The organism is Arthrobacter sp. ZGTC412 (assembly GCF_002929215.1).
Taxonomy (GTDB): Bacteria; Actinomycetota; Actinomycetes; order Actinomycetales; family Micrococcaceae; genus Arthrobacter.
Genome location: NZ_PJII01000001.1, coordinates 313,546 through 338,529, shown reverse-complemented (window position 1 = coordinate 338,529; position 24,984 = coordinate 313,546). Strand labels below are relative to the sequence as shown.

The 24,984-nt window shown below is 66.9% G+C and carries 19 protein-coding genes; 13 read left to right on the top strand and 6 right to left on the bottom strand.

Going from position 1 to position 24,984, the window contains the following annotated elements:
• Positions 1 to 56: 56 nt before the first annotated feature.
• A complete protein-coding gene (locus tag CXQ88_RS01510) occupies positions 57 to 1,376 on the bottom strand; it encodes a glutamyl-tRNA reductase (protein WP_104042397.1) in 1,320 nt (439 codons plus the stop codon).
• Positions 1,377 to 1,534: 158 nt separating this feature from the next.
• On the opposite strand from CXQ88_RS01510, the gene hemE reads away from it, so the two are divergent.
• The 10 genes from hemE to hemL all read left to right on the top strand — a co-directional run bounded on the left by hemE (position 1,535) and on the right by hemL (position 12,796).
• The gene (hemE, locus tag CXQ88_RS01505) at positions 1,535 to 2,629 is read left to right on the top strand and encodes a uroporphyrinogen decarboxylase (protein WP_104042396.1); all 1,095 of its coding nucleotides are present in this window, start codon (positions 1,535 to 1,537) and stop codon (positions 2,627 to 2,629) included.
• A gap of 2 nt (positions 2,630 to 2,631) precedes the next feature.
• Positions 2,632 to 4,053, top strand: a complete 1,422-nt coding sequence (hemG, locus tag CXQ88_RS01500) for a protoporphyrinogen oxidase (protein WP_104042395.1) — start codon at positions 2,632 to 2,634, stop codon at positions 4,051 to 4,053.
• 105 nt (positions 4,054 to 4,158) lie between these two features.
• Positions 4,159 to 5,181, top strand: a complete 1,023-nt coding sequence (locus tag CXQ88_RS22090; RefSeq protein ID WP_146069159.1) for a hypothetical protein — start codon at positions 4,159 to 4,161, stop codon at positions 5,179 to 5,181.
• A 112-nt stretch (positions 5,182 to 5,293) separates the two neighbouring features.
• The gene (gene hemQ / locus CXQ88_RS01485) at positions 5,294 to 5,995 is read left to right on the top strand and encodes a hydrogen peroxide-dependent heme synthase (RefSeq protein ID WP_104042392.1); all 702 of its coding nucleotides are present in this window, start codon (positions 5,294 to 5,296) and stop codon (positions 5,993 to 5,995) included.
• Positions 5,992 to 7,299, top strand: coding sequence for a ferrochelatase (locus CXQ88_RS01480; RefSeq protein WP_104042391.1), 1,308 nt, complete (start codon positions 5,992 to 5,994; stop codon positions 7,297 to 7,299). The genes hemQ and CXQ88_RS01480 overlap by 4 nt, the downstream gene beginning before the upstream one ends.
• On the top strand, positions 7,296 to 8,294 hold the full coding sequence (gene hemC, locus CXQ88_RS01475; protein ID WP_104042390.1) for a hydroxymethylbilane synthase: 999 nt from the start codon (positions 7,296 to 7,298) through the stop codon (positions 8,292 to 8,294). The genes CXQ88_RS01480 and hemC overlap by 4 nt, the downstream gene beginning before the upstream one ends.
• Positions 8,295 to 8,354: 60 nt before the next feature.
• Positions 8,355 to 9,257, top strand: coding sequence for a uroporphyrinogen-III synthase (locus CXQ88_RS01470; RefSeq protein ID WP_104042389.1), 903 nt, complete (start codon positions 8,355 to 8,357; stop codon positions 9,255 to 9,257).
• Between the two features lie 58 nt (positions 9,258 to 9,315).
• Entirely contained in the window at positions 9,316 to 10,296 is a 981-nt protein-coding gene (gene hemB, locus CXQ88_RS01465) for a porphobilinogen synthase (RefSeq protein ID WP_104042388.1), read from the top strand.
• Positions 10,296 to 11,447, top strand: a complete 1,152-nt coding sequence (locus CXQ88_RS01460; RefSeq protein ID WP_258061644.1) for an LLM class flavin-dependent oxidoreductase — start codon at positions 10,296 to 10,298, stop codon at positions 11,445 to 11,447. Before hemB ends, CXQ88_RS01460 begins: the two co-directional genes overlap by 1 nt.
• A 17-nt stretch (positions 11,448 to 11,464) precedes the next feature.
• On the top strand, positions 11,465 to 12,796 hold the full coding sequence (gene hemL, locus CXQ88_RS01455; protein WP_104042387.1) for a glutamate-1-semialdehyde 2,1-aminomutase: 1,332 nt from the start codon (positions 11,465 to 11,467) through the stop codon (positions 12,794 to 12,796).
• A gap of 102 nt (positions 12,797 to 12,898) precedes the next feature.
• Here the strand turns inward: hemL and CXQ88_RS01450 are convergent, their stop codons facing one another.
• From CXQ88_RS01450 to CXQ88_RS01435, 4 genes are all read right to left on the bottom strand, one after another.
• The gene (locus tag CXQ88_RS01450) at positions 12,899 to 13,636 is read right to left on the bottom strand and encodes an amino acid ABC transporter ATP-binding protein (RefSeq protein WP_104042386.1); all 738 of its coding nucleotides are present in this window, start codon (positions 13,634 to 13,636) and stop codon (positions 12,899 to 12,901) included.
• Complete coding sequence (locus CXQ88_RS01445) at positions 13,633 to 14,397, bottom strand: amino acid ABC transporter permease (RefSeq protein WP_104042385.1); 765 nt, start codon at positions 14,395 to 14,397, stop codon at positions 13,633 to 13,635. The genes CXQ88_RS01450 and CXQ88_RS01445 overlap by 4 nt, the downstream gene beginning before the upstream one ends.
• A gap of 16 nt (positions 14,398 to 14,413) precedes the next feature.
• Positions 14,414 to 15,355 carry an ABC transporter substrate-binding protein gene (locus tag CXQ88_RS01440; protein ID WP_104042384.1) on the bottom strand — a complete coding sequence of 314 codons (942 nt, stop codon included), beginning with the start codon at positions 15,353 to 15,355 and terminating at the stop codon, positions 14,414 to 14,416.
• Between the two features lie 331 nt (positions 15,356 to 15,686).
• A complete protein-coding gene (locus tag CXQ88_RS01435) occupies positions 15,687 to 16,397 on the bottom strand; it encodes a 3'-5' exonuclease (RefSeq protein ID WP_104042383.1) in 711 nt (236 codons plus the stop codon).
• A 63-nt stretch (positions 16,398 to 16,460) separates the two neighbouring features.
• Between CXQ88_RS01435 and CXQ88_RS01430 the strand changes: the two genes are divergently transcribed.
• The 3 genes from CXQ88_RS01430 (at position 16,461) to CXQ88_RS01420 (ending at position 23,718) form a co-directional block, all read left to right on the top strand.
• On the top strand, positions 16,461 to 16,877 hold the full coding sequence (locus CXQ88_RS01430) for an MGMT family protein (RefSeq protein ID WP_104042382.1): 417 nt from the start codon (positions 16,461 to 16,463) through the stop codon (positions 16,875 to 16,877).
• 92 nt (positions 16,878 to 16,969) lie between these two features.
• Positions 16,970 to 20,230 carry an ATP-dependent helicase gene (locus tag CXQ88_RS01425; RefSeq protein WP_258061669.1) on the top strand — a complete coding sequence of 1,087 codons (3,261 nt, stop codon included), beginning with the start codon at positions 16,970 to 16,972 and terminating at the stop codon, positions 20,228 to 20,230.
• The gene (locus CXQ88_RS01420) at positions 20,227 to 23,718 is read left to right on the top strand and encodes an ATP-dependent helicase (protein ID WP_104042380.1); all 3,492 of its coding nucleotides are present in this window, start codon (positions 20,227 to 20,229) and stop codon (positions 23,716 to 23,718) included. Before CXQ88_RS01425 ends, CXQ88_RS01420 begins: the two co-directional genes overlap by 4 nt.
• Here the strand turns inward: CXQ88_RS01420 and CXQ88_RS01415 are convergent.
• Positions 23,708 to 24,973: a macrolide 2'-phosphotransferase gene (locus CXQ88_RS01415; RefSeq protein WP_104042379.1), complete on the bottom strand. Its 1,266-nt coding sequence runs from the start codon at positions 24,971 to 24,973 to the stop codon at positions 23,708 to 23,710. The two genes, CXQ88_RS01420 and CXQ88_RS01415, sit on opposite strands and share 11 nt — an antisense overlap.
• Between the last annotated feature and the right edge of the window lie 11 nt (positions 24,974 to 24,984).

The following is a 24,984-nucleotide window of genomic DNA, read 5'->3' as shown; positions in this document are numbered from 1 at the left end:
CAAAAGGGCTTCATGGGGACCAAAAGTGATGGCGCAACCGGGGGTGGTAGGGCTGGTCAGGCGCTTTCGAGGCCGCTGTGGTCCACCGGGCATTCAGCCTGCGGAACTGCTCGGGCTGCCGGCTGCTCCACGGTGATGCCGTAGAGGGCCTCAAGGGCGGCGACGTACTCGTCCTGCTGGCCGTTGGCGGCCAGCTCGCGGGCGCGCACCGTGGGGACGTGCAGCAGTTGCTTGACCATTCGCCGGAGTGCGAACTCCACTTCCTCAGCCGCGGCGGTGCAGCCGTGCCGGGCACGGACCTTTTCCATCTCCGCGTCCAGGACGTTCATGGTGTGCCGCCGCAGTGCAACGATCGCGGAATCCACGGAACGGGCCTCCCGTTCCTGCTCAAAGGCCTTGGCAGCGCCGCTGACAATGCCGCTTGCCTGGGTGAGCGATTCAGCCTGTTCCTGCGGTGCGGCCAGGCGCACGGACTCCAGGGTCAGCAGCTCAACGCCGTCCAACTCGCCCACGCCGGGGTCGAAATCATGGGTCAGGGCGAGGTCGATGGCAATCAGCGGCTGCGGCGAATTCGCTCGCACCAAGGCGAGTTCGTCGGCCTCGACGCGGGTGTCAGAACCACTGCAGCCAATCATCACGTCAGCGGCAGCGACGGCGGGGCGGAGCGACTCGGCGTCGAGGGCCGTGCCACCGCGGGTGGCCACAAAGCCTTCGGCGCGGCCGGATGAGGAGAAGACGGAAATATCGGTGCAGCCACGCTCGCGCAGCAGGGCCATCGTGGCACCGGCGTAGGCTCCGGTACCAAAGACCACCACGTTCTTGGCGGACCAGTCCGGGTTCTCGGAAAGGTCAGTTGCCAGATCCAGGGCTACGGAAACGATGGAGAGCCCCCTTGATCCGAGGGCAGTCTGGGCACCGACGTCCTTGGCGGTCTTGGACGCGGCCTGGAACAGCCGGACCAGCCCGGAGCTGGCGGTTCCTTCGTGCTGTGCGGTGATGAGTGCCCGGCGTACCTGGCCGGCAATTTCGCGCTCTCCAACCACTGCGGAGTCCAGCCCGGCACTGACGGCGAAGAGGTGCTGGCTTACTTCAGGGCCGGTGCGGGTGCTGAAGGAGCGGGAGACGAGCGGTTCGCTCAGTCCGCTGACTTCGCTGATCTGTGAGACCAGGGCAGCGCGGGCGGCCTCGACATCGTCGGGCTGGGAGGCTTCGCCGTAAATTTCGTACCGGTTGCAGGTGGCAAGGACCACCGCACCCGTCACTGCCGGCGATCCGGAGAGAGCGGATGTGGCGATCCCGGAAGCACCGTTGCTCAACTGAGCAACGGTCTCAAGATCGATGTCGGCGTGTGTAGCCACCAATGAGAAAAGAACCACAGCAGGTCAATCATAGCTTTTTCGTTCCTCGGTAGAACAACTGTCCGGCGCCGAAGCGGGCGGCCTGCGCTGTGATTCCTGCCACGGCGTGGGCAGGTGCCCCTCGCGTGACAGCCTGTCGTTATCTTTTACTGCTGTTTTTGGGCACAATCGAAGGCATGACTTCCAGCCCTGCCACGTCCGCTGCCGGCGCCCTTGCTGCAGGCCATCCACTGGTGGATGGCCGCACCGCAGACTCGCCGCTGATCACGGCCTACCGGGGTGGGAAGCCATCCCGCCGCCCCGTCTGGTTCATGCGGCAGGCCGGGCGCTCCCTTCCTGAGTACCTCAAGGTCCGTGAAGGCATCGCCATGCTGGACTCCTGCCTGCGGCCGGAGCTTGCTTCGGAGATCACACTCCAGCCGGTCCGCCGCCACGACGTGGACGCAGGCATCTTCTTTTCCGACATCGTTATCCCGTTGAAGCTGGCAGGCGTCGGCGTCGACATCGTGCCCGGGGTAGGTCCGGTCCTGGACAAGCCCGTGCGGACCGCCGCCGACGTTGCCGCCCTGCCGCAGCTGACCTGGGAGGCGCTTGAACCCATCCGAGAAGCGGTCCGCCTCACGGTGGCCGAACTCGGGAGCACCCCGCTGATTGGCTTCGCCGGGGCTCCCTTCACCCTCGCGGCCTACATGGTGGAGGGCAAGCCGTCCCGCGACCACCTCGGGCCCCGCACCATGATGCACGCAGACCCGGAGACCTGGCGTGCCCTCGCCAACTGGGCAGCCGACGCGTCCGGCATGTTCCTGCAGGCCCAGCTGCAGGCCGGCGCCTCTGCGGGGCAGCTGTTCGACTCGTGGGCAGGCTCCCTGGGCCTGGCCGACTACAAAAATTTCGTGGCTCCGGCATCCACGCGTGCCCTTGACCACGTGCGGCACCTGGGCGCGCCGCTCATCCACTTCGGCACCGGCACCTCCGAGCTTCTTGTCGCCATGCGGGACGTAGGCGTGGACGTGGTGGGTGTTGACTATCGCCTGCCGCTGGACGAGGCCAACCGCAGGCTGGGCGGATCGGTCCCGCTGCAGGGCAACATCGACCCGGCCCTCCTCTCCGCCCCCTGGGCAATCCTGGAAGCCCACGTCCGCTCGGTTATCGAAGCCGGAGCAGCCGCACCCGGACACGTCCTCAACCTTGGCCACGGCGTTCCCCCCGAGACCGACCCCGCCGTCCTCACCCGGGTTGTAGAGCTCATCCACTCCATCTCGCCGGAGTAGCGGTGGCGACTCACCCGGCTGGTGCCCAATCCGCGCTGGTGCTGGGCGGCGGGATCTCAGGTCTCCTCTCCGCGCGGGAGCTGGCCGCCGCCGGGCACCGGGTCACAGTCCTGGAGGCCAGCGTGGAGTGGGGCGGCTGCGTGGGCAGCCATGTTGTAGCGGGCCTCACACTGGACAGCGGCGCCGAGTCGTTCGCCACCCGGTCCGACGCCGTCGCGAACCTCGCCGGGGAACTGGGCCTTTCGGACAGGATTGTTGCGCCGCGGCCCGGCGGCGCCTGGGTCCAGCTCCCGGACGGTCCGCGCGAACTTCCCAAGACCGGCGTTTTGGGGATTCCGGCCAACCCCTGGGACCCCGAAGTCCGCCGGTCCCTGGGCCTGCTTGGCTCGCTCCGCGCTTCCCTGGACAGGGTCCTGCCTGCGTCCATCGGCACGGCCGCGGACGTTGTCAGTGTGTCCGCGCTTGTCAGGGCACGCATGGGACGGCGGGTTTTGGAGCGGCTGGTAGAGCCCGTTGTGGGCGGCGTCCACTCCGCTGATCCGAAACTTCTCGACGTCGACATGGTGGCCCCCGGGCTCCGCGCCGGACTCCGGCAGCATGGTTCCCTGGCCGCGGCCGTGGCTTCCCAACGGCGCAACAGCAGCGGTCCGGCCAAGGCTGGCGCCGCCGTCGCGGGCCTGGAAGGTGGCATGCACACCCTGGTTGGCGCCCTGGTCAGCGACCTCCGCCGTCGGGGCGTGACACTCCTGCCCGGCACGCGCGCAACGTCCGTCTCCCGGACTTCCGAAGGGTGGCGCGTAGGCGCCGGGGAAAAAACGTACGACGCCGGGCTGCTGGCGGTGGCAGTGGAGGGTCCGGCCGCCGTCGGACTGCTGGAAAAAGCAGTCCCGGCCATTGCTGGGAAGCAACCGGTCCCGGGGCCCGACGTGCAGCTCGTCACCCTGATCCTGGACAAGCCCGAACTGGACCGCCGTCCCCGCGGCACCGGCATCCTCGTTGCACCGCAAACTCCCGGCGTCCAGGCAAAGGCCCTGACGCACGCCACCGGCAAGTGGGATTGGCTGGCGGCCGCCGCAGGTTCCGGACGGCATGTCATCCGGCTCTCCTACGGCCGCGTTGACGGCGCCGGCAACCAGCCCGGTGGGCCGGATACTGACGATGAGCTCCTGGCAGCGTCGCTTCGCGATGCATCGGCCCTGCTGGACGTTGGCATCAGCCGGCAGGACGTTGTGGAGTGGGACGTTGTCCGGTGGCGCGGCTCCCTGCCTTTTGCGGCCGTCGGACACCGTGCCAAAGTGACGGCAATCCGGGAAGCGTGCAACGCGGCTGGTGATCTCGCCGTGGTGGGTGGCTGGGTGGCCGGGAACGGACTCGCCGCAGTGGTGTCCGACACGGTGACGCAAATCCGGAATCTGACCAGCTGAGCGTCGTCGCTGGTCAGCGGGACAGCAGTGTAAAACGTTGCTGTTCCGGGCTGTCGTTCCACACTTCAGTGGTTTTCAAATCGGCTGGCCAAATGGTTAGTGTCGATGACTATGGTTCACAACAGGCCCGAGCTTTCCATGTCCCGGACCGGTACCAATGGGGGAATCCGACGCGGCGCAGCAGCCGCTGCAATCGGAGCGGTACTGGTTCTAGCCACAGGCGTCCCGGCGTCCCAAGCCACCGAGGGATCGCCCGACCCCGGTGACCCCGCGGTCCCTGCCGTGGACACACAATCCCTCCCGGTGGTGGCCCAGCTAAAGGGCCAGTCTGCTGCATTGCGCGAGGACGCGCCCGGCCGGAACCGCGAAGGGAAGAACGTCAACAAGGGTCCTTCAGGCAAGGGTAAGGATTCCCCGCCTGCCAGTCCAGGCCCAATTGCTTCTCCTTCCGCGTCCGCGGTTCCCTCAGCCCTTCGGCCGGCCGTGACGGCTACGGAGAAGCCGGCCCCAATGCCTGCGCCCACTGCCACGGCATCCCCGGTTCCGACCTCCAGCGCCCCGGCATCCAGCGCCCCCTCATCCAGCGCTCCGGCAGCCAGCCGCCCACCGGCGTCTGCCCCCTCATCCAGCCACCCAGCGGCGTCTGCCCCGGCAACCTCCGCTCCCGCGTCGTCGGGGACTGCGCCTGGCACTGCGCCCTCAGTCCCCGCTGCCGTGCCGGAAACGCCTGCCGCCGGGGCCCCCGGCACCCCTGCAACCCCGGACGTGGCCGCAGAGTCAGGCGGGACGACGCCGGCACAGCCTGCCTCGCCCGAATCAGCCGTGGCCGGTGACCTCCCCGTAACGGGAAAGGACCAGCCCGCGGCCGATGCCGCGGCAGGTGAACCTACCGCGCCCGGGACGGCTCCGGTTGGCGGACAGGCAGCATACGTGCCGATTTACTCTGTGCCGCAGACCCGGGCAGGGTGGACGCCGTACACCGCCGCCATCCCTGGCAACCCTGTCCGCAGCAGCGCGACGCTCAAAGCGCAGCCGGAACCGAAAAGTGCCCTGGTGTGGCTTGGCTCCGGGCTGGTAGGGGTTGCCGGTGCTGCCGGACTGGTCTTCTTCCGTCTGCGGAATCCCTAGTCCGGCTTCCGGAGCGCGGGAAAACTGACACTGCTGTGACATTGAGCACTTCTACGCGCCGTAGAACTCGCTGGTTTCGACTTGACGGGTACGAAGGGGCAAACTTGTAACCATGAGCCACACTTCTGCCGAATCTGTCACTAAAACCGAAGAATCAGTCGAGCAGTTTTTCACCCTTTGGACGGTTTTCAAGCGTTCCGAGGCGCTGATCCGCAGTGCAGATGCTGCCGCCGACTTCGAGGCCCTGCTTGAACGTCTCGCCCAGGCCGGTGTCACTCACCGCGGCAGCTACGACGTTTCCGCGATGCGCGCAGATGCTGACGTGATGGTGTGGCTCCACGGCCCCAAGCCGGAAGCGCTGCAGCAGGCCATCCGCGATATCCGCCGCAGCACCCTCTTTGCCGGAACCGACATCGTCTGGTCCGCCATGGGCGTGCACCGTGAGGCCGAGTTTGCCAAGAACCACACCCCCGCGTACTCCCGGGGCGTCGCACCGGCCGAGTGGCTGTGCGTCTACCCGTTCGTGCGCTCCTACGAGTGGTACATCCTGCCCGACGCCGAGCGCGGCAAGATGCTCCGTGATCATGGCCTGCTGGGCCGAGACTTCCCGCAGGTCATTTCCAACACAGTTTCTTCCTTTGCCCTGGGCGACTGGGAATGGATCCTGGGACTGGAGGCGCCGGAGCTCGTGGACCTGGTGGACCTGATGCGCCACCTGCGCGCCACGGAAGCACGCAACCACGTCCGGGAGGAGATCCCCTTCTACACCGGACGCCGCATTTCTCCGGCAGAAGTTGCAGAGGTGCTGGCATGAGCCCCCTCGAGGCACGGGACCCGGCAGAACTTACCGCCGTGAATCCCGTTACTGAGGCCGGCCGGATGGCTCCGAAGAACTACGACGCCGTCCTCCTCGCTTCCTTCGGCGGGCCGGAAGGGCAGGAGGACGTCATTCCGTTCCTCCGCAACGTCACGCGCGGCCGCGGCATCCCGGACGAACGGCTCGAGGAAGTTTCGCACCACTACCGCGCCAACGGCGGCATCAGCCCCATTAACCAGCAGAACCGCGAGCTCAAGGCAGCCCTTGAGGCAGAGCTCGCCGCCCAGGGCATCGACCTTCCAGTTCTGTGGGGCAACCGCAACTGGGCCCCGTACATCCCGCAGACCCTGCAGGACGCGTACGACGCCGGGCACCGCCGCCTGCTCATGATCACCACCAGTGCCTACTCCTGTTACTCCAGCTGCCGCCAGTACCGCGAGGACATTGGCATGGCACTGACGGAAACAGGCCTGGACGGCCGGCTCGAGGTGGACAAGGTGCGCCAGTACTTCGACCACCCCGGTTTCGTGGAGCCCTTCATCGAAGGCACCGCTGCAGGCCTGGCGGAGGTCCGGAAACAGCTCGCAGCTGCAGGCACGCCCGACGCGCCGGTCCAGATCCTGTTCGCCACCCACTCGATCCCGACCCGGGACGCGGACGCGGCAGGCCGGTCCGAGGACGAGCCCCGCGAATTCGAAGAGGGCTCGGCGTACGTTGCCCAGCACCTCGCCACCGCTGCCGCCGTGATCAAGCGTGTGGAAGAGGAGTCAGGCCTTACTGCCCCCTGGTCCCTTGTCTACCAGTCCCGATCAGGCGCCCCGCACGTGCCGTGGCTTGAGCCGGACATCAACGACGCCATCGAGGAGCTCGCGGGCCAGGGCGTCAAGGGCATCGTTATTGTGCCCCTCGGGTTTGTCAGCGACCACATGGAAGTTGTCTGGGACCTGGACACGGAAGCCCTGGAGACCTGCGCAAACCTCGGTCTCACCGCCACCCGCGTCCCTACGCCCGGCACGCACCGCAAGTTCGTCAACGGCATGGTGGACCTGATTTCCGAACGTACCGTCGCCAACAACATCAGCGACCGCCCTGCCCTGACCGGCCTTGGCCCGTGGTACGACGTCTGCCGTCCGGGATGCTGCGCGAACTTCCGCGGTGAAAAGCCCACCATTGCCGCAGCGGACACCACCGTAGGCACCGGCCACGATCCCTACCCGAGTGAACCCGCTGCAGGCCAGTCAGCGGCCAGTCAGTCCGGCACTGTCCAGTCCGGCGCCGCCGCGGGAGCGCCGCAGCAGTGACAGTCCGCATAGGAACCCGCGCCAGCAAACTGGCGCTGACCCAGACGCAGCAGACCGCTGACCAGCTCGCCGCGGTCGGAGGCTTCGCCGTGGAGCTCGTCCACATCCGGACCGACGGTGACGTCCTCACCGGTTCGTTGTCCCAGATGGGCGGCACGGGCGTTTTCGTCGCCGCCCTGCGGGACGCGCTGCTGCGCGACGAGTGCGATGTGGCGATCCACTCGCTCAAGGACCTGCCCACCGGCGCCGCAGTGGGGCTCAGCCTGGCGGCTACACCGAAGCGGGTGGACGTCCGCGATGTCCTCTGTGCCCGTGACGGGCTCAAACTTGCCGATCTCCCTTCCGGTGCCACTGTAGGAACGGGCTCGCCACGCCGTGCAGCCCAGCTCCGCACCGCCCGGCCTGATCTTGAGATCGTGGATATTCGCGGCAACGTGGACACCCGCCTGGGCCGGGTGCCCGGCCTTCCGGGCAACGCCACCGACCAGGTGGTTGCGGGGAAGTCCTGCGACCTCGATGCCGTGGTTCTCGCTGCAGCGGGCCTGGAGCGCATCGGCCGGCTGGATACCGTCAGTGAGTTCCTCGAAACGGACGTTATGCTTCCCGCTGCAGGCCAGGGGTCGCTCGCTATCGAATGCCGCACGGCCGACGCTCCGCCCCGGCCGGGCTCGGGCGAGGGATCCAGGGAAGTGCTGGCGCAAGCACTCGCCGCACTGGACGATCCCGACACCCGGCTTGCGGTCACCGCTGAACGGGCCCTGTTGGCCCGGCTCGAAGCCGGCTGCGCAGCACCGGTGGGCGCCTACGCCTTCCGCAAGGGCAGCATGCTCCACCTGGAGGCCGTCGTGTGTGCCGTGGATGGCACCGCTTCAGTCCGGGACAAGCGGGCCACCGACGGCCTCACGGAAGTAGGGGCCACCCTGCTGGGCATCGAACTTGCTGAGGTCCTCCTCGCCGCAGGTGCCGCCGATATTGCAGACCTGCAGGCTTCCTGAGCCGGCAATGGTATTGCCTTCCCGCCCTGTCCGGCACCCCCTGCGCGGGGAGGGTTGACCATGGCGGACAGCGCAACCGGCGCCGTCGCCGGGCCTGTGGGCGGGAAGCCGCTTGACGGGGCCCGGGTACTGATCACGCGCAGCCCCGAACGCTCACTGCCTCTCGTGGCGGCCCTCGAGGAGGCCGGCGCCGTGGCCCTCCTGCTGCCCCTGATCGACTTTGAACGTGCCGCGGACCAGCACTCCCTGGATGTGGCCTGCGATGCGCTCGGTGCCGGCGCGTACGACTGGCTGGTGATCAGCAGCGCCACCACTGTCCACGTGCTCAACGCCAAGGCAGCCGAACGGGGCCTGACGCTGCGGCAATGGATCCCCGCGGGTACCCGGACCGCCGCGATAGGACCGGCCTGCCGCAGGCTCCTCGAAGCCGCCGGGCTGCCGGTGGCGCTGACGCCCCGGAACGAACAGTCGGCCGCAGGACTGCTGGAGGTATGGCCCGCCGGCGCCGGCAAGGTGCTACTTCCCCAGGCGGACATTGCACCAGCACGCCTCGCCGGGGGCCTGACGGCGGCAGGCAGCACCGTCACGGCAGTGACCGCCTACTGCACCGTCGACTATCCCGCGGCAGCGGAGCGCAGGCTGGCCATACCGCTGGAGGACGATGGACCTGGACGGCGGACGCCGTCGTACTCCCTCCTGGCGCCGGAAGCAGCCGCCGCCGATATCGCGGCCGGGCTGATCCACGCAGTGGTGGCCGCTTCGCCCAGCGCCGTCAGGCGGGTCTCTGCCCTCTCGCCCCTGCACGGCTGCCGCCTGGTGGTGATTGGACGGTCGACGGCGGAACAGGCCGCCGCGCTGGGCCTCGCCGTTGCGGCAACCGCCGTTGAGCCCACGCCCCGCGGGCTGGTGGCCGCCGTCGAAACGGCACTCGGCGCAGGCGGGAATGCCGGCGGACCACCCTGACGTGCCGCCAAACCTGCCAGTTGGATCACCCGATTTCAGACACCATGAAGGACACAGCATGACATTCCCGAGCGAACGCCCCCGCCGCCTGCGCACCACCCCGGCCATGCGCCGGCTGACCGCTGAAACCCGCGTCGCCCCGGCTGAGCTGATCCTTCCGGCCTTTATCCGGGAGGGCCTCAGCGAGCCGAACCCCATCACTTCGATGCCCGGGGTTGTCCAGCACACCACGGACACGCTGAAGCGGGCAGCGGCAGAAGCGGTGGAGCTGGGCCTCGGCGGCATCATGCTGTTCGGCATCCCCGAGAGCCGGGACGCGGAGGGGACAGCCTCACTGGACCCCGAAGGAGTCCTGAACAAGGCGATCAGGGATGTCCGTGCAGAGGTCGGCGACGACCTCGTTATCATGAGCGACGTTTGCCTCGACGAGTTCACCGACCACGGGCACTGCGGCGTGCTGGACGCCGAGGGCTATGTGGACAACGACCGCACAGTGGAGATCTACGCGCGAATGGCCGTGGCGCAGGCAGAGGCCGGTGCCCACATGCTGGGTCCCTCCGGCATGATGGACGGCCAGGTCGGAGCCATCCGCGCCGCCCTGGACCAGGCAGGGCACACCAATACCTCCGTCATTGCCTACGCCGCCAAGTACGCGTCAGCCTTTTACGGCCCGTTCCGGGAAGCTGTGGACTCCCAGCTCAAAGGCGACCGGCGCACCTACCAGATGGACGCGGGCAACCGCACCGAAGCCCTGCGTGAGGTGGAACTCGACCTCGCCGAGGGGGCGGACGTGGTGATGGTGAAGCCGGCCATGAGCTACCTGGACATTGTTGCCGACGTGGCGGCGATGAGTCCGGTCCCTGTTTCCGCGTACCAGATTTCGGGGGAGTACGCCATGATCGAGGCCGCCGCCGCGAACGGCTGGATCGACAGGCGCGCAGCCATCACCGAATCCGTACTGGGCATCCGCCGCGCAGGCGCCCACATGGTGCTGACGTACTGGGCGGCTGAGCTGGCCGGCTGGCTGAAGGAGTCCTGATGAGTGAAGAACTGCCAGGGGCCGGAGCTGCAGCCGGAGCCGGACGGGAACCGGCCGCTCCGGGTGGAACGCCCGCATCGGGTGCCACTGTCCTGGGTCCTACAGAGCCGGTGGGCACGGGCCGCATCCTGATCGGCCTGAATACCTTTGGCGACATCGGGGAGCACCGCGACGGCAGCCCCCAGTCGCATGCGCAAGTACTGCGGCAGCTGCTGGAGCAGGCAGAGCTGGCGGACGCCGTCGGACTTCACGCCTTTGGGGTGGGGGAGCACCACCGCAAGGACTATGCGGTTTCCGCGCCCGAAGTTTTCCTCGCCGCCGCTGCCGCCCGCACCACCAGGATCCGCCTCGGCTCCGCGGTCACGGTCCTGAGTTCGGATGACCCCATAAGAGTTTTCCAGCGGTTCTCCACTGTGGACGCCCTCTCCAACGGCCGTGCCGAAGTGATGCTGGGCCGCGGTTCATTCGTTGAATCCTTCCCCTTGTTCGGGCTGGACCTCGCGGACTATGAGGTGCTGTTTGAAGAGAAGCTCGAGCTGTTCGACAAGGTGCGGACGCAGAAGCCGGTGCACTGGGAAGGCCGCACCAGGCCCGCCCTTTCCGGGCTGACGGTGTACCCGCCGCTGGAGCGGCACCTGCTGCCCACCTGGATCGGCGTCGGCGGAACACCCGAATCGGTGCTGAGGTGCGCGCAGTACGGCTATCCCATCATCTTTGCGATCATCGGCGGGCAGCCGCGCGCCTTCCGCCCGCTGGTGGACCTGTACCGGGAAGCCATGTCCAAGTACGGCCACCCGATGCAGCAGGTTGCCACGCATTCGCCCGGCCACGTGGCCGAAACAGACGAGCAGGCCCGGGAGGAACTCTTCCCGCACTGGCTGAAACTGCGGAACAAGCTCGGGGCCGAGCGCGGCTGGGGACCCGCCGGAAGGGGAGAGTTCGACGCCATGTGCGCGCCCGAGGGTGCCCTGTACGTCGGATCGCCTGAAACCGTGGCCCGGAAGATAGCCCTGCTTAAACAAAACCTGGGCGTGGACCGCTTCGACCTCAAGTACAGCAACGGCCCTTTGCCGCACTCCGCCATGATGCGCTCCATCGAGCTGCTGGGGACGGCGGTGGCGCCCAGGGTGGCCGAACTGCTCGCCGGGTAGCTGAGAGAATAGGAACCATGACTTCCAGCAATCCTCGCAATGAGGCACTCTTCGACCGCGCCCGCCAGCTGATGCCGGGCGGAGTCAACTCTCCCGTACGGGCCTTCGGGTCCGTCGGCGGAACTCCGCGCTTTATGGTCTCCGCCAAAGGCCCTTACCTGACGGACGCCGACGGCAAGGAATATGTGGACCTGGTCTGCTCCTGGGGACCGGCACTGCTGGGCCACGCCCACCCCGCCGTACTCGAGGCCGTCCACGCAGCCGTGGACCGCGGCCTGTCCTTCGGCGCGTCCACCCCCGATGAGGCCAACCTGGCGGCGATAGTCCAGGAACGCGTCCCTGCCGCCGAGCGGGTCCGGATGGTGTCAACCGGCACCGAAGCCACCATGACGGCCGTCCGGCTGGCCCGCGGCTTCACCGGCCGGAACCTCATCATCAAGTTCGCCGGCTGCTACCACGGCCACCTCGACGGGCTGCTGGCCGCTGCGGGTTCGGGCGTGGCCACCCTCGCGCTGCCCGGTTCCGCCGGCGTCACCGAAGCCACTGCTGCCGAGACCCTGGTGTTGCCCTACAACGACCTCACCGCGGTCAAGGAAGCCTTCGCCGCCCACGGACCCAACATCGCCGCCGTCATCACCGAGGCGGCGCCGGCCAACATGGGCGTTGTCACGCCCGGCGAAGGATTCAACCTGGGCCTGTCCCGCATCACCCGCGAACACGGTGCCCTGCTCATCGTGGACGAGGTCCTCACCGGTTTCCGCACCGGCTACTCCGGCTACTGGGGCCTCACCGGCGGTGCGCCTGATGCTGCCGAGCTGTGGACGCCGGACCTGCTCACCTTCGGGAAGGTCATCGGCGGCGGAATGCCGACGGCGGCCCTTGGCGGACGTGCCGATATCATGGACCATCTCGCTCCGATCGGCCCGGTGTACCAGGCCGGGACGCTTTCCGGGAACCCGGTGGCGATGGCCGCGGGTGTGGCCACGCTGACCCACGCCACCCGCGACGTCTACTCCTACATCGATGTCCGGTCACTGGAACTCTCCTCGGCACTGTCCAGCGCCCTGGACGCCGCCGGTGTGGACCACTCCATCCAGTTCGCCGGCAACCTCTTCTCGGTGGCCTTTGGGACCTCAGCCCGCGGCGTGCATAACTACGCCGACGCCCAGGCCCAGGAGAGCTTCCGCTACGCGCCGTTCTTCCACTCGATGCTGGAGTCCGGCGTCTACCTGCCGCCGTCGGTCTTCGAAGCCTGGTTCCTGTCCGCCGCGCACGACGACGCCGCCATGAACCGGATTTTCGACGCACTTCCGGCCGCAGCAAAGGCGGCAGCAGCCGCGCAAGGCTAGAAACTCAGGCCAGTCCCGCCGTCGGACGTCTCACCCGCTGGGTACAAAGAATCCCCGGTTGCACAATGCAACCGGGGATTCTTTTTGTGCCTGGGGCAGGAGCTACAGAACGTCCGAGAGGAAGTCCTTCAGGCGGTCCGTGCGGGGCTCGCTGAAGATCTGCTGCGGCGGTCCCGATTCAACCACCACGCCGGCGTCCATAAACGTCACCGTGTCTGACACGTTGCGGGAGAAACCCATCTCGTGGGTCACCACCACCATCGTCATGCCGCCCTTCGCGAGGTCCGTCATAAGCGCCAGGACGCCCTTGACGAGCTCAGGGTCCAGCGCGGACGTAGCCTCGTCAAAGAACATCACTTCCGGCTTCATGGCGAGGGCCCGGGCGATCGCCACGCGCTGCTGCTGGCCTCCGGAGAGGTTGGCCGGACGCGCGTCTGCCTTGTGCTTCAGGCCTACCAGGTCCAACTGCTCCAAGGCCTCGGCGCGGGCCTGTTCCTGCGGCAGCTTCCGGAGCTTCCGCAGCGCCAGGGACACGTTGTCCACCACTGTTTTGTGCGGAAACAGGTTGAACTGCTGGAACACCATGCCGATCCGCTGCCGGAGTTCATCCGGGTTGTCCTTCAGGACCGAGCGGCCATCCAGCAGGATGTCGCCCTGGTCGGGCTCGATCAGCCGGTTCATCACCCGCAGGAGGGTGGACTTACCGGAGCCGGAAGGGCCGATTACCGAGGCAGTGGTGCCCTTCTCCACGTGCAGGTCAATGCCGCGGAGAACATGGTTGTGGCCGAATGAGAGGTGCAGGTTCTTGCCGGTCAGGGTTCCGGAAGCGAATTCCGTCATGCCTGTGCCCCCTTACCGATAGGTGCTGCCAGCTCATCCGGTTCCTTCTTCTCCGGCTTGCCGGTACGCAACCGGTGGTCGATGTAGTTCACGAAGTGCGTCAGCGGGACGGTCAGGATCAGGTACAGCACCCCGGCAGCCACCAGCGGAGAAAGGTTGCCGGTGTTGGCCATGGCGTCATTTCCGATCCGGAAGATTTCCCGGTCAGAGGCAGCCAGCCCCAGCATGAAGACCAGGGAGGAATCCTTCAGCAGCGAGATGAACTGGTTCACCAGCGCCGGAAGGACCCGCCGGATGCCCTGCGGCACCACCACCAGGCGCATGGAGCTGCCGTAGCTGAATCCGAGCGCCCTGGATGCCTCCAGCTGGCCCTTCTCCACGCTTTGAATGCCCGAACGGAAGATCTCGCCGATATAGGCGGCCGCGACCAGGGTCAGGGCCAGGATGCCCAGGGGATACGGATTCCGGGACCCGGTGATTTCCCGGGCTATGGGACTGAGCCCGATGCCGATGACCAGGATCACCAGGATGGCGGGCAGGCCCCGGAAGATGTCCGTGTAGATGCGTGCCACCCACCGGGCGCCCGCATTACGGGAAATCCCCATCATGGCCAACCCCAGCCCCAGCAGGGAACCGAGGATACCGGAGGCTATGGCCAGTATCAGGGTGTTGGGCAAACCGACCATCAGCAGGGCGGGAATGACTTTGGCCATTTCCTCCCAGTTGAAGAAGGTGTCAGCCAGCTGATCCAAGAGATCCATGAACGTCCCGGCTCAATCAGCTCTGGGGAACCGTGGCGGCCTTGCTGCCCGGCTTCCAGTCGCTCGGCGTTTCGCGGTCCGGGTACCACTCCTTGGTCAGCTTGGACCAGGTTCCGTCAGCGATTACGGCGTCCAGGCCGGAGTTCAGCGCGTCGATCAGCGGCTGGTTCTCCTTGGCAACAGCGTAGGCAGTGAAGTTCTGCGTGTTGACGACGGACTCGGCGATGACGGTGCCGTCGCCTTCCTTGACCTGTCCGGTGGCCTGCTGCGACGGAGCTACCCAGGCGTCCACCTGGCCGTTGCGCACGTTGGCGTACACGGTGGCGTAGTCCGGGAAGCGGATCGGCTCAAGCTTCAGGGTGTTGGTGACATAGTCGTCCTGGACGGTGCCCTGGACAACGCCGATGCGGAGGTCGCCCTTGAGGTCGGCGAAGCCCTTGATGTCACTGTCGGTCTTGGCAACTACTGCCATGAAGCCGAAGTCATAGCCGTTGGTGAAGCCGACATTCTCGCGGCGGGCGTCCGTGGTGGAGATCGAGGAGGAGCCGACGTCGAACTGCTTGGTCTGCACCTGGGAAAGGAGCGCGGAGAAGTCCGTGGCAACGAATTCGACCTCGAGGCCGAGCTTGCCGGCGATGGCGCGCAGCAATTCGTTGTCGTAACCGGTGAACTTGCCGGAGGGGTCAATAAAGATGTTCGGCGGGGCGTCCGAGAGGGTGCCCACCTCGAGCTTGCCTTCAGTGTTGAGGCCGAGCTTTGTCTTGTCGATCTGATCGATCGGGGTGACGTCGGCGGTGGTGTACTTGTCCAGCGTCTGCTGGTCACTGCCGGCCAGGGCGTCCGTGGGCGTTCCGCTGGGCTCGGCGGAGCCCGAGCCGCCGCCGCATGCTGCGAGGGAAACCGCGAGGGCTAGTGCCACGGGAGCGGTAGTCAGCCACTTCATCGCTTTGATTTTCATCAGGTTGTCACTTTCATTGAGTCATAAGTCAACCGGGCCGCAAGGCTGCGCTGTTGGCGCCTGGCACCTGCCTGGTGCTGGTCAAGCAAGGCCGGGGCAGGGGTGACCGCAAAACTTTATTGTCTCACTAGGGCGTTTCCTGCCCCTGTCACGAAGAAGTGCGGCTGATGGGTACTAGTTTACGAACAAAATTCGGCCATTTGCTGACCTGTCCGTTGTTGCAAGGCCTTATGCGGTTCCAAGAGCGAATCCTCGGAGCGCGGAAAGAAGCCGGCTTATGAACCCATGTGACTGTGAAATATATCTCGGACCGGCCGCCCGGTCCTTGGAGCTAGAAACCGCCGGTGGTGGCGTCCTGCGGCGGGAGCACCGGCCAGTCGCCTTCAATAACAGCTGCCGGCTTGGTCTTGCGGAGGTAGCCCTGGAAATCTGCCGCCTGGCTCTCTGCCCAGTCCACCTGAAGCTGGTGCAACTGGCTGGCCGGCATGCTCAGTTTCGGGAATTTCCCGGCCATGGCATCCAGGACCCGCAGGGTGGCGAGGGCATCAGCGGCCGACGTATGGGCGTTGTCCAGGACCACGCCGTACTCTTCGCACAGGGCCGTGAGGGTGCGCTTGCCCTTGCGGTAGCGGTCCACCTGCTTGTTCATGATGTAGGGGTCCAGCACCGGAAACCGGGTTAGCTGCGGGACCCCATAGCGGGCCGACTCGGCTGCGAGCACCGTGAAGTCGTAGCTGGCGTTGAACGCGATGACGGGCGTTCCGTCGTCGAAAAGCCCCTGCAGCACCGCCGCGAGCTCCTGCGTCACCTCGCGGGCCGGCCTGCCTTCACGCCTGGCCTGCTCAGTGGTGATGCCATGCACATCACTGGCTTCGGTAGGTATTTCAACCCCTGGATCGGCCAGCCACTCATGCTCGGTGATGACCTCGCCCTTGTGGTCCACAACAGTGACTGACGCCGTGACAATCCGGGCGGCACGCGAGTTGCGGCCGGTGGTTTCGAGGTCGAAGGCCGCGCGGGGAAGGGTGTTCCAGGTGCTCATACGTCAACGCTAACGGGGGCCACCGACAATTCCCGGGAGCGCCACTGCGGCTACATTGGATCAATGCGGATTGAGTATGTGGAGGCGGTACTGGCCCTCGTGAGGCTGGTGCCGGCAGGGTCCGCGGTCTCGTACGGCGACGTCGCCGAACTCGTGGGATCGGGCGGACCCAGGCAGGTGGGCTCGGTCATGAGCCACTGCGGCAGCGGTGTTCCCTGGTGGCGCATCCTCAAAGCCAGTGGCCGGGCACCGGAGGGCCACGAAGCCGAAGCGCTCCGTCACTACCTCCAGGAGGGAACCGTGCTTACCGGCGCCTACGAGGCCTATCTGCGCACGGGAGAGGGCTCCTGGCGGGTGGACCTTGCAGCCGCACGCTGGGCGCCCACCGATGAAGACTTCGACCACATCGAAGCCATTGCCGGCGAGCTGGAGGGCCGGCTCCGGAAATTGTCAGTGGCTGATGATGGAATGTCGGCGTGACAATAACAGTTCCCTTTACAGGTCCCCGCGACGAATACCGGCACCAATCAGCAAATGGCCTTGAGACCGGGTTCGCAGAAGCAGCTGAAGGATTGCAAGATGACGGCGGGACCGGGCATCTTGCCCAACCCGGCTTTCCTGGCCTCAAACTGCTGCCGCCGCGGCAGGTCCATGCCGAAGTTCCCTCGCTGACCTCCGATCAGCAGGCGGCTGTCGACGTAGCGCAGGGATCCGGGCCGGTGCTGGTGCCGGGGGCGCCAGGGACGGGAAAAACGACTGTCCTGGTCGAGGCAGCGGTCACGCGGGTCTTTCGGGACGGGGTGGACCCCGAACGGATGCTCATAATGGCCCCCACCAGGCTGGCGGCCGACTCCCTTCGGGACCGGTTTACGGCCCGGCTGGACAGGAGCCTCAGCACCACCCCGGCCCGGACCTGGGCATCCTACGCCTTTGATGTCCTCCGGCGGGCAAAGGCCGAGGGAGTACTCCCGCTCTCGAGGCCGCCGCGGCTCCTTTCCGGTCCGGAGCAGGACCTCATCATCAAGGAACTCCTCGAAGGCCACCGCTTGCCAGGGCTGGAGCTGCCGTGGCCTGACGATCTCGCCGGAGCCCTGGAGACTCGCGGGTTCCGCCAGGAGGTACGGCAACTGTTCGACCGCGTGATCGAGTCCGGCCTGACCGCCGCGGACCTCGCCCACCTGGGCCGGCAGTGCGACCGGCCTGACTGGGTTGCCGCCGCTGGGCTGTACTCGGAGTACCGTGACGTCCTGGACCTGCGGATGCCTGAGGCTTTTGATCCGGCCGGAATCATCACCGCCGCACGCCAGATCTTCCAGGACGTCCCTGAATTCCTGGCTGCCGAGCGCGAGCGCCTGCAGATGATCCTCGTTGATGACGTGCAGGAGGCAAATCCGGCCGTCTTTGAGCTTCTGGCTGACATAGCCCGCCGGAAGGACTGCTACGTGTCCTTCTCCCCGGACACCGTGGTCCAGGGGTTCCGCGGGGCCCGCCCTGACCTGGTGGCCGAACTGCCGCAGCTGCTGTCGCCGGATGCCCCCGCTTTGGAGCGGCCGCTCCGGTACGCACACCGGCATACGCAGGTGCTGGCGGATGCGTGGCTGGGGGTCGCGGCCCGTATTTCCCAGCGGGCTGGCGGGCAGCTTGCCAGGCAGCTCGAGCAGCTGGCGGGGAACCGGGAGCAGGGAGCGGTGGAAGCCCACCTGGTGCCGTCAGCAGTTCATGAACTGCGGTATGTGGCACAGCGCATCCTGGACCAGCACATCAACCACGGCCGGGACCTGTCCGACGTCGCAGTCATTGTGCGCAACGGAGCTCAGGTAAGCGAGCTGCAGCGTTACCTGTCCGGCCAGGGGATCCCGGTTCGGGTGCCTGTGGCCGAATCGGCCGTCCGGGACGAAGTGGCGGTTCGGCCCCTGCTCGATGCGTTCGCCGTCGCGGTGGACCCTGCCTTGCTGACCCCCGAAACGGCTGTATCCCTTTTGACGTCCCGTATCGGTGGTGCCTCCTCCATCGAGCTGCGCCGTCTGCGGCAGTCGCTGAGACGCGAGGAGCTTTTGGGCGGGGGAGGGCGCACCAGCGATGACCTGCTCGTCGAGGCTTTGCTGGAACCGGGAGCACTGTCCTCCCTCGGCATGGAAGGCAGGGCTGCGCGCCGCACAGCGGGCATGATCCAGGCGGGGCGGAAAGCCGCCTTTGAACCGGGTGCCAACGCTGAGTCCGTGTTGTGGGCCCTCTGGGATTCAACCCGCCTGTCCACGGCCTGGACGGAAACAGCGCTGTCCGGCGGGCCGCACGGTGCCCGTGCCGACCGTGACCTTGATGCCATGATGGCGCTTTTCCACACGGCTGAACGGTACGTTGACCAGATGCCTGGCGCCGGTCCGGAGCAGTTCCTGGAGTACCTGCTGAACCAGGAACTTCCCATGGACACCCTTGCCGCCCGGGCGCAGCTGGAGGACGCCGTGGAACTGATGACTCCCGCCAGCGCAGCAGGGCGTGAATGGCCCGTTGTCCTGGTAGTCGGACTCCAGGAAGGCGTGTGGCCCAACACCCGGCTTCGCGGCGAACTGCTGGGCAGCACCCTGTACGCGGACGCAGTTGAGCATGGAGCAGGGTATGCACTGCAGCGGGATCCGCTGAGCCGGTTGCGGGACATCCGGTACGACGAACTGCGAAGCTTTTCCACCGCGGTGTCAAGGGCGAGCGAGCTCCTGATTTGCACTGCCGTCTCCTCCGAGGACGATCAGCCGTCCTCCTTCCTTGATTACGTCTCTCCCCTCAACCCGGACCAGGACCGGCGGACTTTCACCCCGGTAGAACGGCCCATGACCCTGCGCGCGCTGGTTGCCGAACTTCGGCAATATGCCCAGCTGGATGGACGGCACGAGGCTGAGGCGGAGGAAGCGGTGCGGGTCCTCGCGCAGCTCGCCGCTGCTGAGCCGGCCGTGGCGGGCGCGCACCCCGGAAGCTGGTGGGGGCTGCCACAGCTGACCTCTTCCGATGCCGTGGTTCCCCCCGGTGGAACAGTGTTTGTGTCGCCTTCGAAAGTAGAGACAGTCCAGAAGTCGCCACTCGACTGGTTTGTACAGGCAGCAGGCGGCGAAGCGGCCACGGACTTCGCCAGGAGCCTGGGCACGCTGGTCCACGCCATCGCGCAGGAGCTTCCGGATGCGTCTGGAGCAGAATACGTGGCCGAACTGGTTCGCCGCTGGCCTGCGCTGGGGATGAAGGACAACTGGGAGGGAAGGCTTGATTTCCAGCGTGCGGAGGCGATGGTGCGCAAGCTTGCCCAGTACGTGCTGGTCATGAGGAGCGAGGGCCGGAGCCTGCTGGGGGTCGAGCAGGACTTCGAGGTGGCGCTCCCGGACGTGGCTGTGGACGACGGTGCGCCGCGCGCAGCCGTTCTCCGTGGGCAGGTGGACCGCCTGGAAATTGACACCGAGGGCAGGCTTGTCATCGTGGATCTTAAAACGGGAAAACGCCAGCCGGGTAAAACGGAACTCTCCACTCATCCGCAGCTTGGGTCCTACCAGGCCGCAGTCCTTGCCGGTGCCTTCAGCGGTAGCCCCGGAGGGAGTACCCCTGGTGTGCCCGGCGGCGCAGTACTCGCCCAGCTTGGTACGGGCTCAAAAAATCCCGGCATCCAGCAGCAGGAAGCCCTTGATCCGCAGGACAACTGGGCCATGGACATGGTGAAGGAGGCCGCTGCGGTGATGGGCGGCAGCGAGTTTTTGGCGCGGCATGATCCCTCGAAGGGAAGCCACGGCGGCCACGGCTGCCGGCTCCCCGAAGTGTGTCCGCTGTGCGTGCGGGGAAGGCAGGTCACGGAATGAGCCAGAATTCAGCCGTTCCCAGGATCACCGTGCCCGAACCGCGGTTCACCCCGGAAGAGCTCTCCGTGCTGCTGGGAGAGAAGAACATCCCCACGCCGGAACAGTCGGCCATCATCAGTTCGCCGCTGACGCCGCGGCTGGTCATCGCGGGCGCGGGATCCGGCAAAACCGCCACCATGGCCGACCGCGTCGTTTGGCTGGTGGCCAACGGCTGGGTGAGGCCTGAAGAAGTCCTCGGGGTGACGTTTACCCGCAAGGCCGCCGGCGAGCTTGCGTCCCGGATTCGGGCCAAGCTGGCTGCCCTGCAACGGTTGGCCGGCCAGGACAACAGGCACCGGCTGTTCCCGGAACAGGTGGTCAGCAGCGATTCCCTCGAGCCCAAGGTGTCCACCTACCACTCCTTTGCCAGCGGCATCGTCTCGGACTACGGACTCCGGCTGGGCGTGGAGCGGGACGTGGTCCTCCTCGGCGGCGCACAGGCCTGGCAGCTGGCCAGTGAAGTGGTGGAGGCCTACGACGGCGAGTACGCCCACTTCCGTTCTGCCAAATCAACGCTGGTGAAAGCGGTCATCCAGTTGGCCGGCGAATGCGCGGAGCACCTTCAGGAGCCCGAGGACGTTGAGGCCTGGCTGATGGCCCGGCTGTCCGAATTTGAGTCCCTGCCGTACCAGGAGGGCAAAATGAAGAACCCGCCCCAGGCGGCGGCCGAGCTCGCCGGAATGCTCCGCACCCGGGCGAGCGTGGCCGACATGGTTGGCCGGTACGCAGCGGCGAAGCGGGCACGGGGCGCCCTTGACTTCGGAGACCTGGTGGCCCTCGCCGCCAAGGTGGCGCAGGATGTCCCCTTGGCGGCACACATGGAACGGCAGCGGTACAAGGTGGTGCTGCTCGACGAATTCCAGGACACTTCGTATGCCCAGCTGGTGTTGTTCTCCCGGCTCTTCGCTGGCGGTCACGCGGTAACCGCAGTGGGCGACCCCAACCAGTCGATCTACGGTTTCCGTGGGGCCTCGGCCGGGCAGCTTTTCCACTTTGTCCGCGAATTCCCCGTACACAGCGGTTCAGCGGAGGCCGGGCAGTGGGCTCCTGCCCCCACGTCCTACCTGACGACGGCCTGGCGGAACGGGCGGTCCATCCTCTCAGCAGCCAACGTTATGTCTGAGTCTTTGGGCGAGGCGGCATCCCGGCGCGGACCGGCGGGCGGGGGAGGCTCTGCAGCAGCGGACGTGCCCCCGTTGCAGCCCAGCCCGCATGCAGTCGAGGGAACAGTGGTGCTGGGGCGCTTCGGGACCGATGTTGATGAGGCGTGTGCGTTGGCTGAAGACGTTCAGAGGTACCGGGTGACGGACTTCGAGCTGAAACCCGACGGAACCCCCGTACCGCCTGCCCTCGCTGTTCTCTGCCGACGCCGCGCGCAAATGGAAACCATCCGGCGCCAGTTTGAAGCCCGGGGAATCCCGTATGAAATTGTCGGCCTCGGCGGACTACTGGACACCCCGGAGATTGTGGACCTCGTGGCCACGCTGCGCGTGCTGGCCGACCCCGGACGCTCGGATTCGCTGATGCGCCTGCTGGCGGGCGCCCGCTGGCGCATCGGCCCCGCTGACCTGATGGCGCTGCGCGACTGGTCCAGCCAGCTGGCGCGCCGGCGGGGGCACGCCGCTGAGCGGCCCCTTGACGAGCAGCCGGACGAAGCCGGCGAAACCGTCCTCGAAAGCGACCTGACCGACGCCGCCAGCCTGGTGGAAGCCCTGGATTGGCTGCCCAGGGAGGGCTGGACGTCCGCCAATGGCCGGTCGCTCAGCGCCGGCGCCCGCACCAGGCTTGCCCGGCTGTCATCTGAGCTGCGCCAACTCCGGACCTACCTCGGCGACGACCTGACCACACTGCTGGGTGAAGTCGAGCGGGCAATGCTGCTCGACATCGAAGTGGCCGCGCGGCCCGGCATCAGCATCCACCAGGCCCGCCGTAACCTTGACGCCTTCCAGGACGCCGCTGCGGGGTTCCTGCGGACGTCCCAGCGCGTGGACATCCTCGCGTTCCTGTCCTGGCTGGAGGCTGCAGCTGTGGAGGAAAACGGGTTGGAAGCGCCGGCCAGCGACGTCAACCGCGAGGCTGTGCAACTCCTGACAGTCCATGCATCTAAGGGCCTCGAATGGGATGCGGTTTTTGTCCCCGGACTTAATGCCGGGGCCTTCCCCAGTGACAGGGACTCCCGCTGGAGCAGCGGTTCGGCGGCACTGCCCTGGCCGCTCCGGGGCGACCGTGCCGACCTTCCGCAGTGGGACCTTGACCAGCCGGACCAGAAAGGCTGGCTTGACGCGGAAAAGGACTTCAAGTCAGCCGTCCAGGCCCACGGGGAGTCAGAGGAGCGCCGACTTGCGTACGTGGCCTACACCAGGGCCAAGCACGTCCTGTGGGTGTCCAGCCCTGCGTGGGTCGGCTCCCGGGCGGGGCGTGCGGAGATGTCACCGTTTCTTACCGGGCTTGAGAAACTCACCAAGGTGATCGGAGCTGCGCCGCGGGCTGCTGCGACTGTTCATCCCGGGTCGCTGGAGGAAGCCGCTCTCCCGGAGAAGAGCCCGCTCACCTTGGAAGCCGAAGTTGCCAGCTGGCCGTACGACCCCCTTGAGGGGCCCGTGGATCCACGTACCGGCAACCGCCTGCGCCTGTCACGCGGACGGCGGCATGCCATGGAGACAGCCGCCGCCAACGTTCTTGCCGCCCTGGGGGCCCGGGGCGGGGAAGTACTTCCGGTACCGCACCAAGCAGAAGCACCCGCGGGGCAGCCTGATCCTGGCAGGGAGTTGGCCGGTGTGGCACGGGGCTGGGCACGGGAAGCGGCACTGCTGCTGGAACGGCGCGCCAGGAGGACCGCCGGCCGGGAAGTGCACCTGCCCGGCCATATCTCTGCATCCACCCTGGTGGAACTGCGGGAGGACCCCGCTGCGGTGCTTGGCAGGCTCCGCAGGCCCGTACCGCGCGAACCCGGCATGTCGGCCCGGAAGGGAACTGCCTTCCATGCATGGGTGGAGGAGTACTTCGGCGCCGCCGGAATGCTCGACCTCGGCGAAACTCCGGGCTCCGACGACCACATCGATGCTGCCTACGACCTCGACGCCATGGTGGCAACCTTCAAAGCGTCCCCCTGGGCCGACCGGTTGCCGGCCTATGTGGAGGCTCCGGTCGAGACCCGTGTGGGCGACGTCGTGGTGCGTGGGCGCATTGACGCCGTCTTCCGGGATGCCGACGGCCGGTGGGACCTGGTGGACTGGAAGACCGGACGGCGGCCGTCCGCTGCGCAGCTTAGGACAAAGTCCGTGCAGCTTGCGGCGTACCGCCTGGCCTGGGCACGCCTGAAGGGAGTACCTCTCGAGGAAGTCCGGGCGGCCTTTTTCTACGTGGCGGACAACGAGGTGGTGCGGCCCCACGACCTCGGAACAGCCGCAGAGCTGGAGGAAATCGTGGCGGCTGCGCTTAGTTCTTAGTGACGTCCACGATGGAGATGGCGGCCGTGGACGTGTCGTCCAGTTCTTTCCTGTCATCCGCCTTGGTCTGTGCGCTGTCTTTCGTCCCGAGGTCGCGGGCGGGGTCGTCTTTGCCGGCATCAGCCGAGGAATCCGCGGGGATGGGAGTGACGTGGACCGCCGGCTGAACCGGGGCCGGCAACGGCACTACCGTAACGGAAGGCAGCAAACCTGAAGGCCCGGCGTCGGCCGCCCTCATGGCCGGCACATTGCCCACGGCCGGGGCATTGCCCACGGCGGGCACACTGCCTGTAGCCGGAGCGCCCGGCGCCGGCTGGGGCTCCACGCTGATGGGCTGCCCGCCGTGCTCCTCAATATCCCGGGCAAGGGTGCCCAGCATCTCCTCCGCCTCAGACAACATGCCGGGATCATCCGAGGCTATTCCCTTCACCAGGTACTGGGCCAAGGCGAACTCGGCGGACAGTGCTGCCCGGCGCAGGAGATGGTTGTCCGGGGTATCCCGGCGGCTGGCTGTGTAAGCGCCCAGGACCGCATCCACGAAGTCCTGCTCATTGGAGGCAACAAGCCAGGCGAAATCGTCGGCAGGATCGCCAATCCTGAGGTCGGTCCAGCCGGTCACCGCAGTGACCCGCTGGCCTTCCACCAGGAGGTTGTCCTCATGAAGGTCGCCGTGCACAACGCTGGGGTTGAAGCGCCACAGGGAGACGTCTTCCATGGCGTGCTCCCAGCGGAGCAGCAGGGCCGGGGGAATTTTGCCTGTGGTGGCTGCCTGGTCAAGTTCATTCAGCCGGCGCTGCCGGAACTCATTGGGGGTGTAGCTGGGCAGGTCGGCATTGCTGACCAGCGAACGGGGCAGGTCATGGATGGCGGCAAGGGCGACGCCGATTTCGCGGGCAAGGGCATCCGGACCGGCGGTCAGCTCCTCGACGCTGCGCGTGCTGCCGGCCAGATGCGAGTAGACAAACGTACTCAAGGTCCCCAGCCGCACGCTGCCCGCAACTGTGGGCATAAGGAAGGGCAGTTCGGCGCGGATGGCCGGAGCGAACGCCCGCAGCACGAGAAATTCCGTCTCAAGCCGGGCGCTTGCCTCGGCGTGCCGCGGTGAGCGGACCCGCCACCGCTTGCCCTCGGAGTCGAGCAGCAGGGCGGAGTCGAAGTCCGCGGGGTCATCCGGGGCAGAGCTGACGGCCGTCGGGGTCAGTCCGGGGACTGCCGCGGTTGCAACGGCTGCCAGTTCAATCGGTTTTCTTCTCACCGTTCCACGGT

Bases quoted from the DNA above. Each gene is read 5' to 3' on its own strand.
- hemE (WP_104042396.1), top strand. From the start codon at position 1,535: ATGACTTCCAGCCCTGCCACGTCCGCTGCCGGCGCCCTTGCTGCAGGC.
- hemB (WP_104042388.1), top strand. From the start codon at position 9,316: ATGACATTCCCGAGCGAACGCCCCCGCCGCCTGCGCACCACCCCGGCC.
- hemQ (WP_104042392.1), top strand. From the start codon at position 5,294: ATGAGCCACACTTCTGCCGAATCTGTCACTAAAACCGAAGAATCAGTC.
- CXQ88_RS01420 (WP_104042380.1), top strand. From the start codon at position 20,227: ATGAGCCAGAATTCAGCCGTTCCCAGGATCACCGTGCCCGAACCGCGG.
- hemL (WP_104042387.1), top strand. From the start codon at position 11,465: ATGACTTCCAGCAATCCTCGCAATGAGGCACTCTTCGACCGCGCCCGC.
- CXQ88_RS01470 (WP_104042389.1), top strand. From the start codon at position 8,355: ATGGCGGACAGCGCAACCGGCGCCGTCGCCGGGCCTGTGGGCGGGAAG.
- CXQ88_RS01460 (WP_258061644.1), top strand. From the start codon at position 10,296: ATGAGTGAAGAACTGCCAGGGGCCGGAGCTGCAGCCGGAGCCGGACGG.
- CXQ88_RS01450 (WP_104042386.1), bottom strand. From the start codon at position 13,636: ATGACGGAATTCGCTTCCGGAACCCTGACCGGCAAGAACCTGCACCTC.
- CXQ88_RS01445 (WP_104042385.1), bottom strand. From the start codon at position 14,397: ATGGATCTCTTGGATCAGCTGGCTGACACCTTCTTCAACTGGGAGGAA.
- CXQ88_RS01430 (WP_104042382.1), top strand. From the start codon at position 16,461: ATGCGGATTGAGTATGTGGAGGCGGTACTGGCCCTCGTGAGGCTGGTG.
- CXQ88_RS01440 (WP_104042384.1), bottom strand. From the start codon at position 15,355: ATGAAAATCAAAGCGATGAAGTGGCTGACTACCGCTCCCGTGGCACTA.
- CXQ88_RS01435 (WP_104042383.1), bottom strand. From the start codon at position 16,397: ATGAGCACCTGGAACACCCTTCCCCGCGCGGCCTTCGACCTCGAAACC.
- CXQ88_RS22090 (WP_146069159.1), top strand. From the start codon at position 4,159: ATGACTATGGTTCACAACAGGCCCGAGCTTTCCATGTCCCGGACCGGT.
- CXQ88_RS01480 (WP_104042391.1), top strand. From the start codon at position 5,992: ATGAGCCCCCTCGAGGCACGGGACCCGGCAGAACTTACCGCCGTGAAT.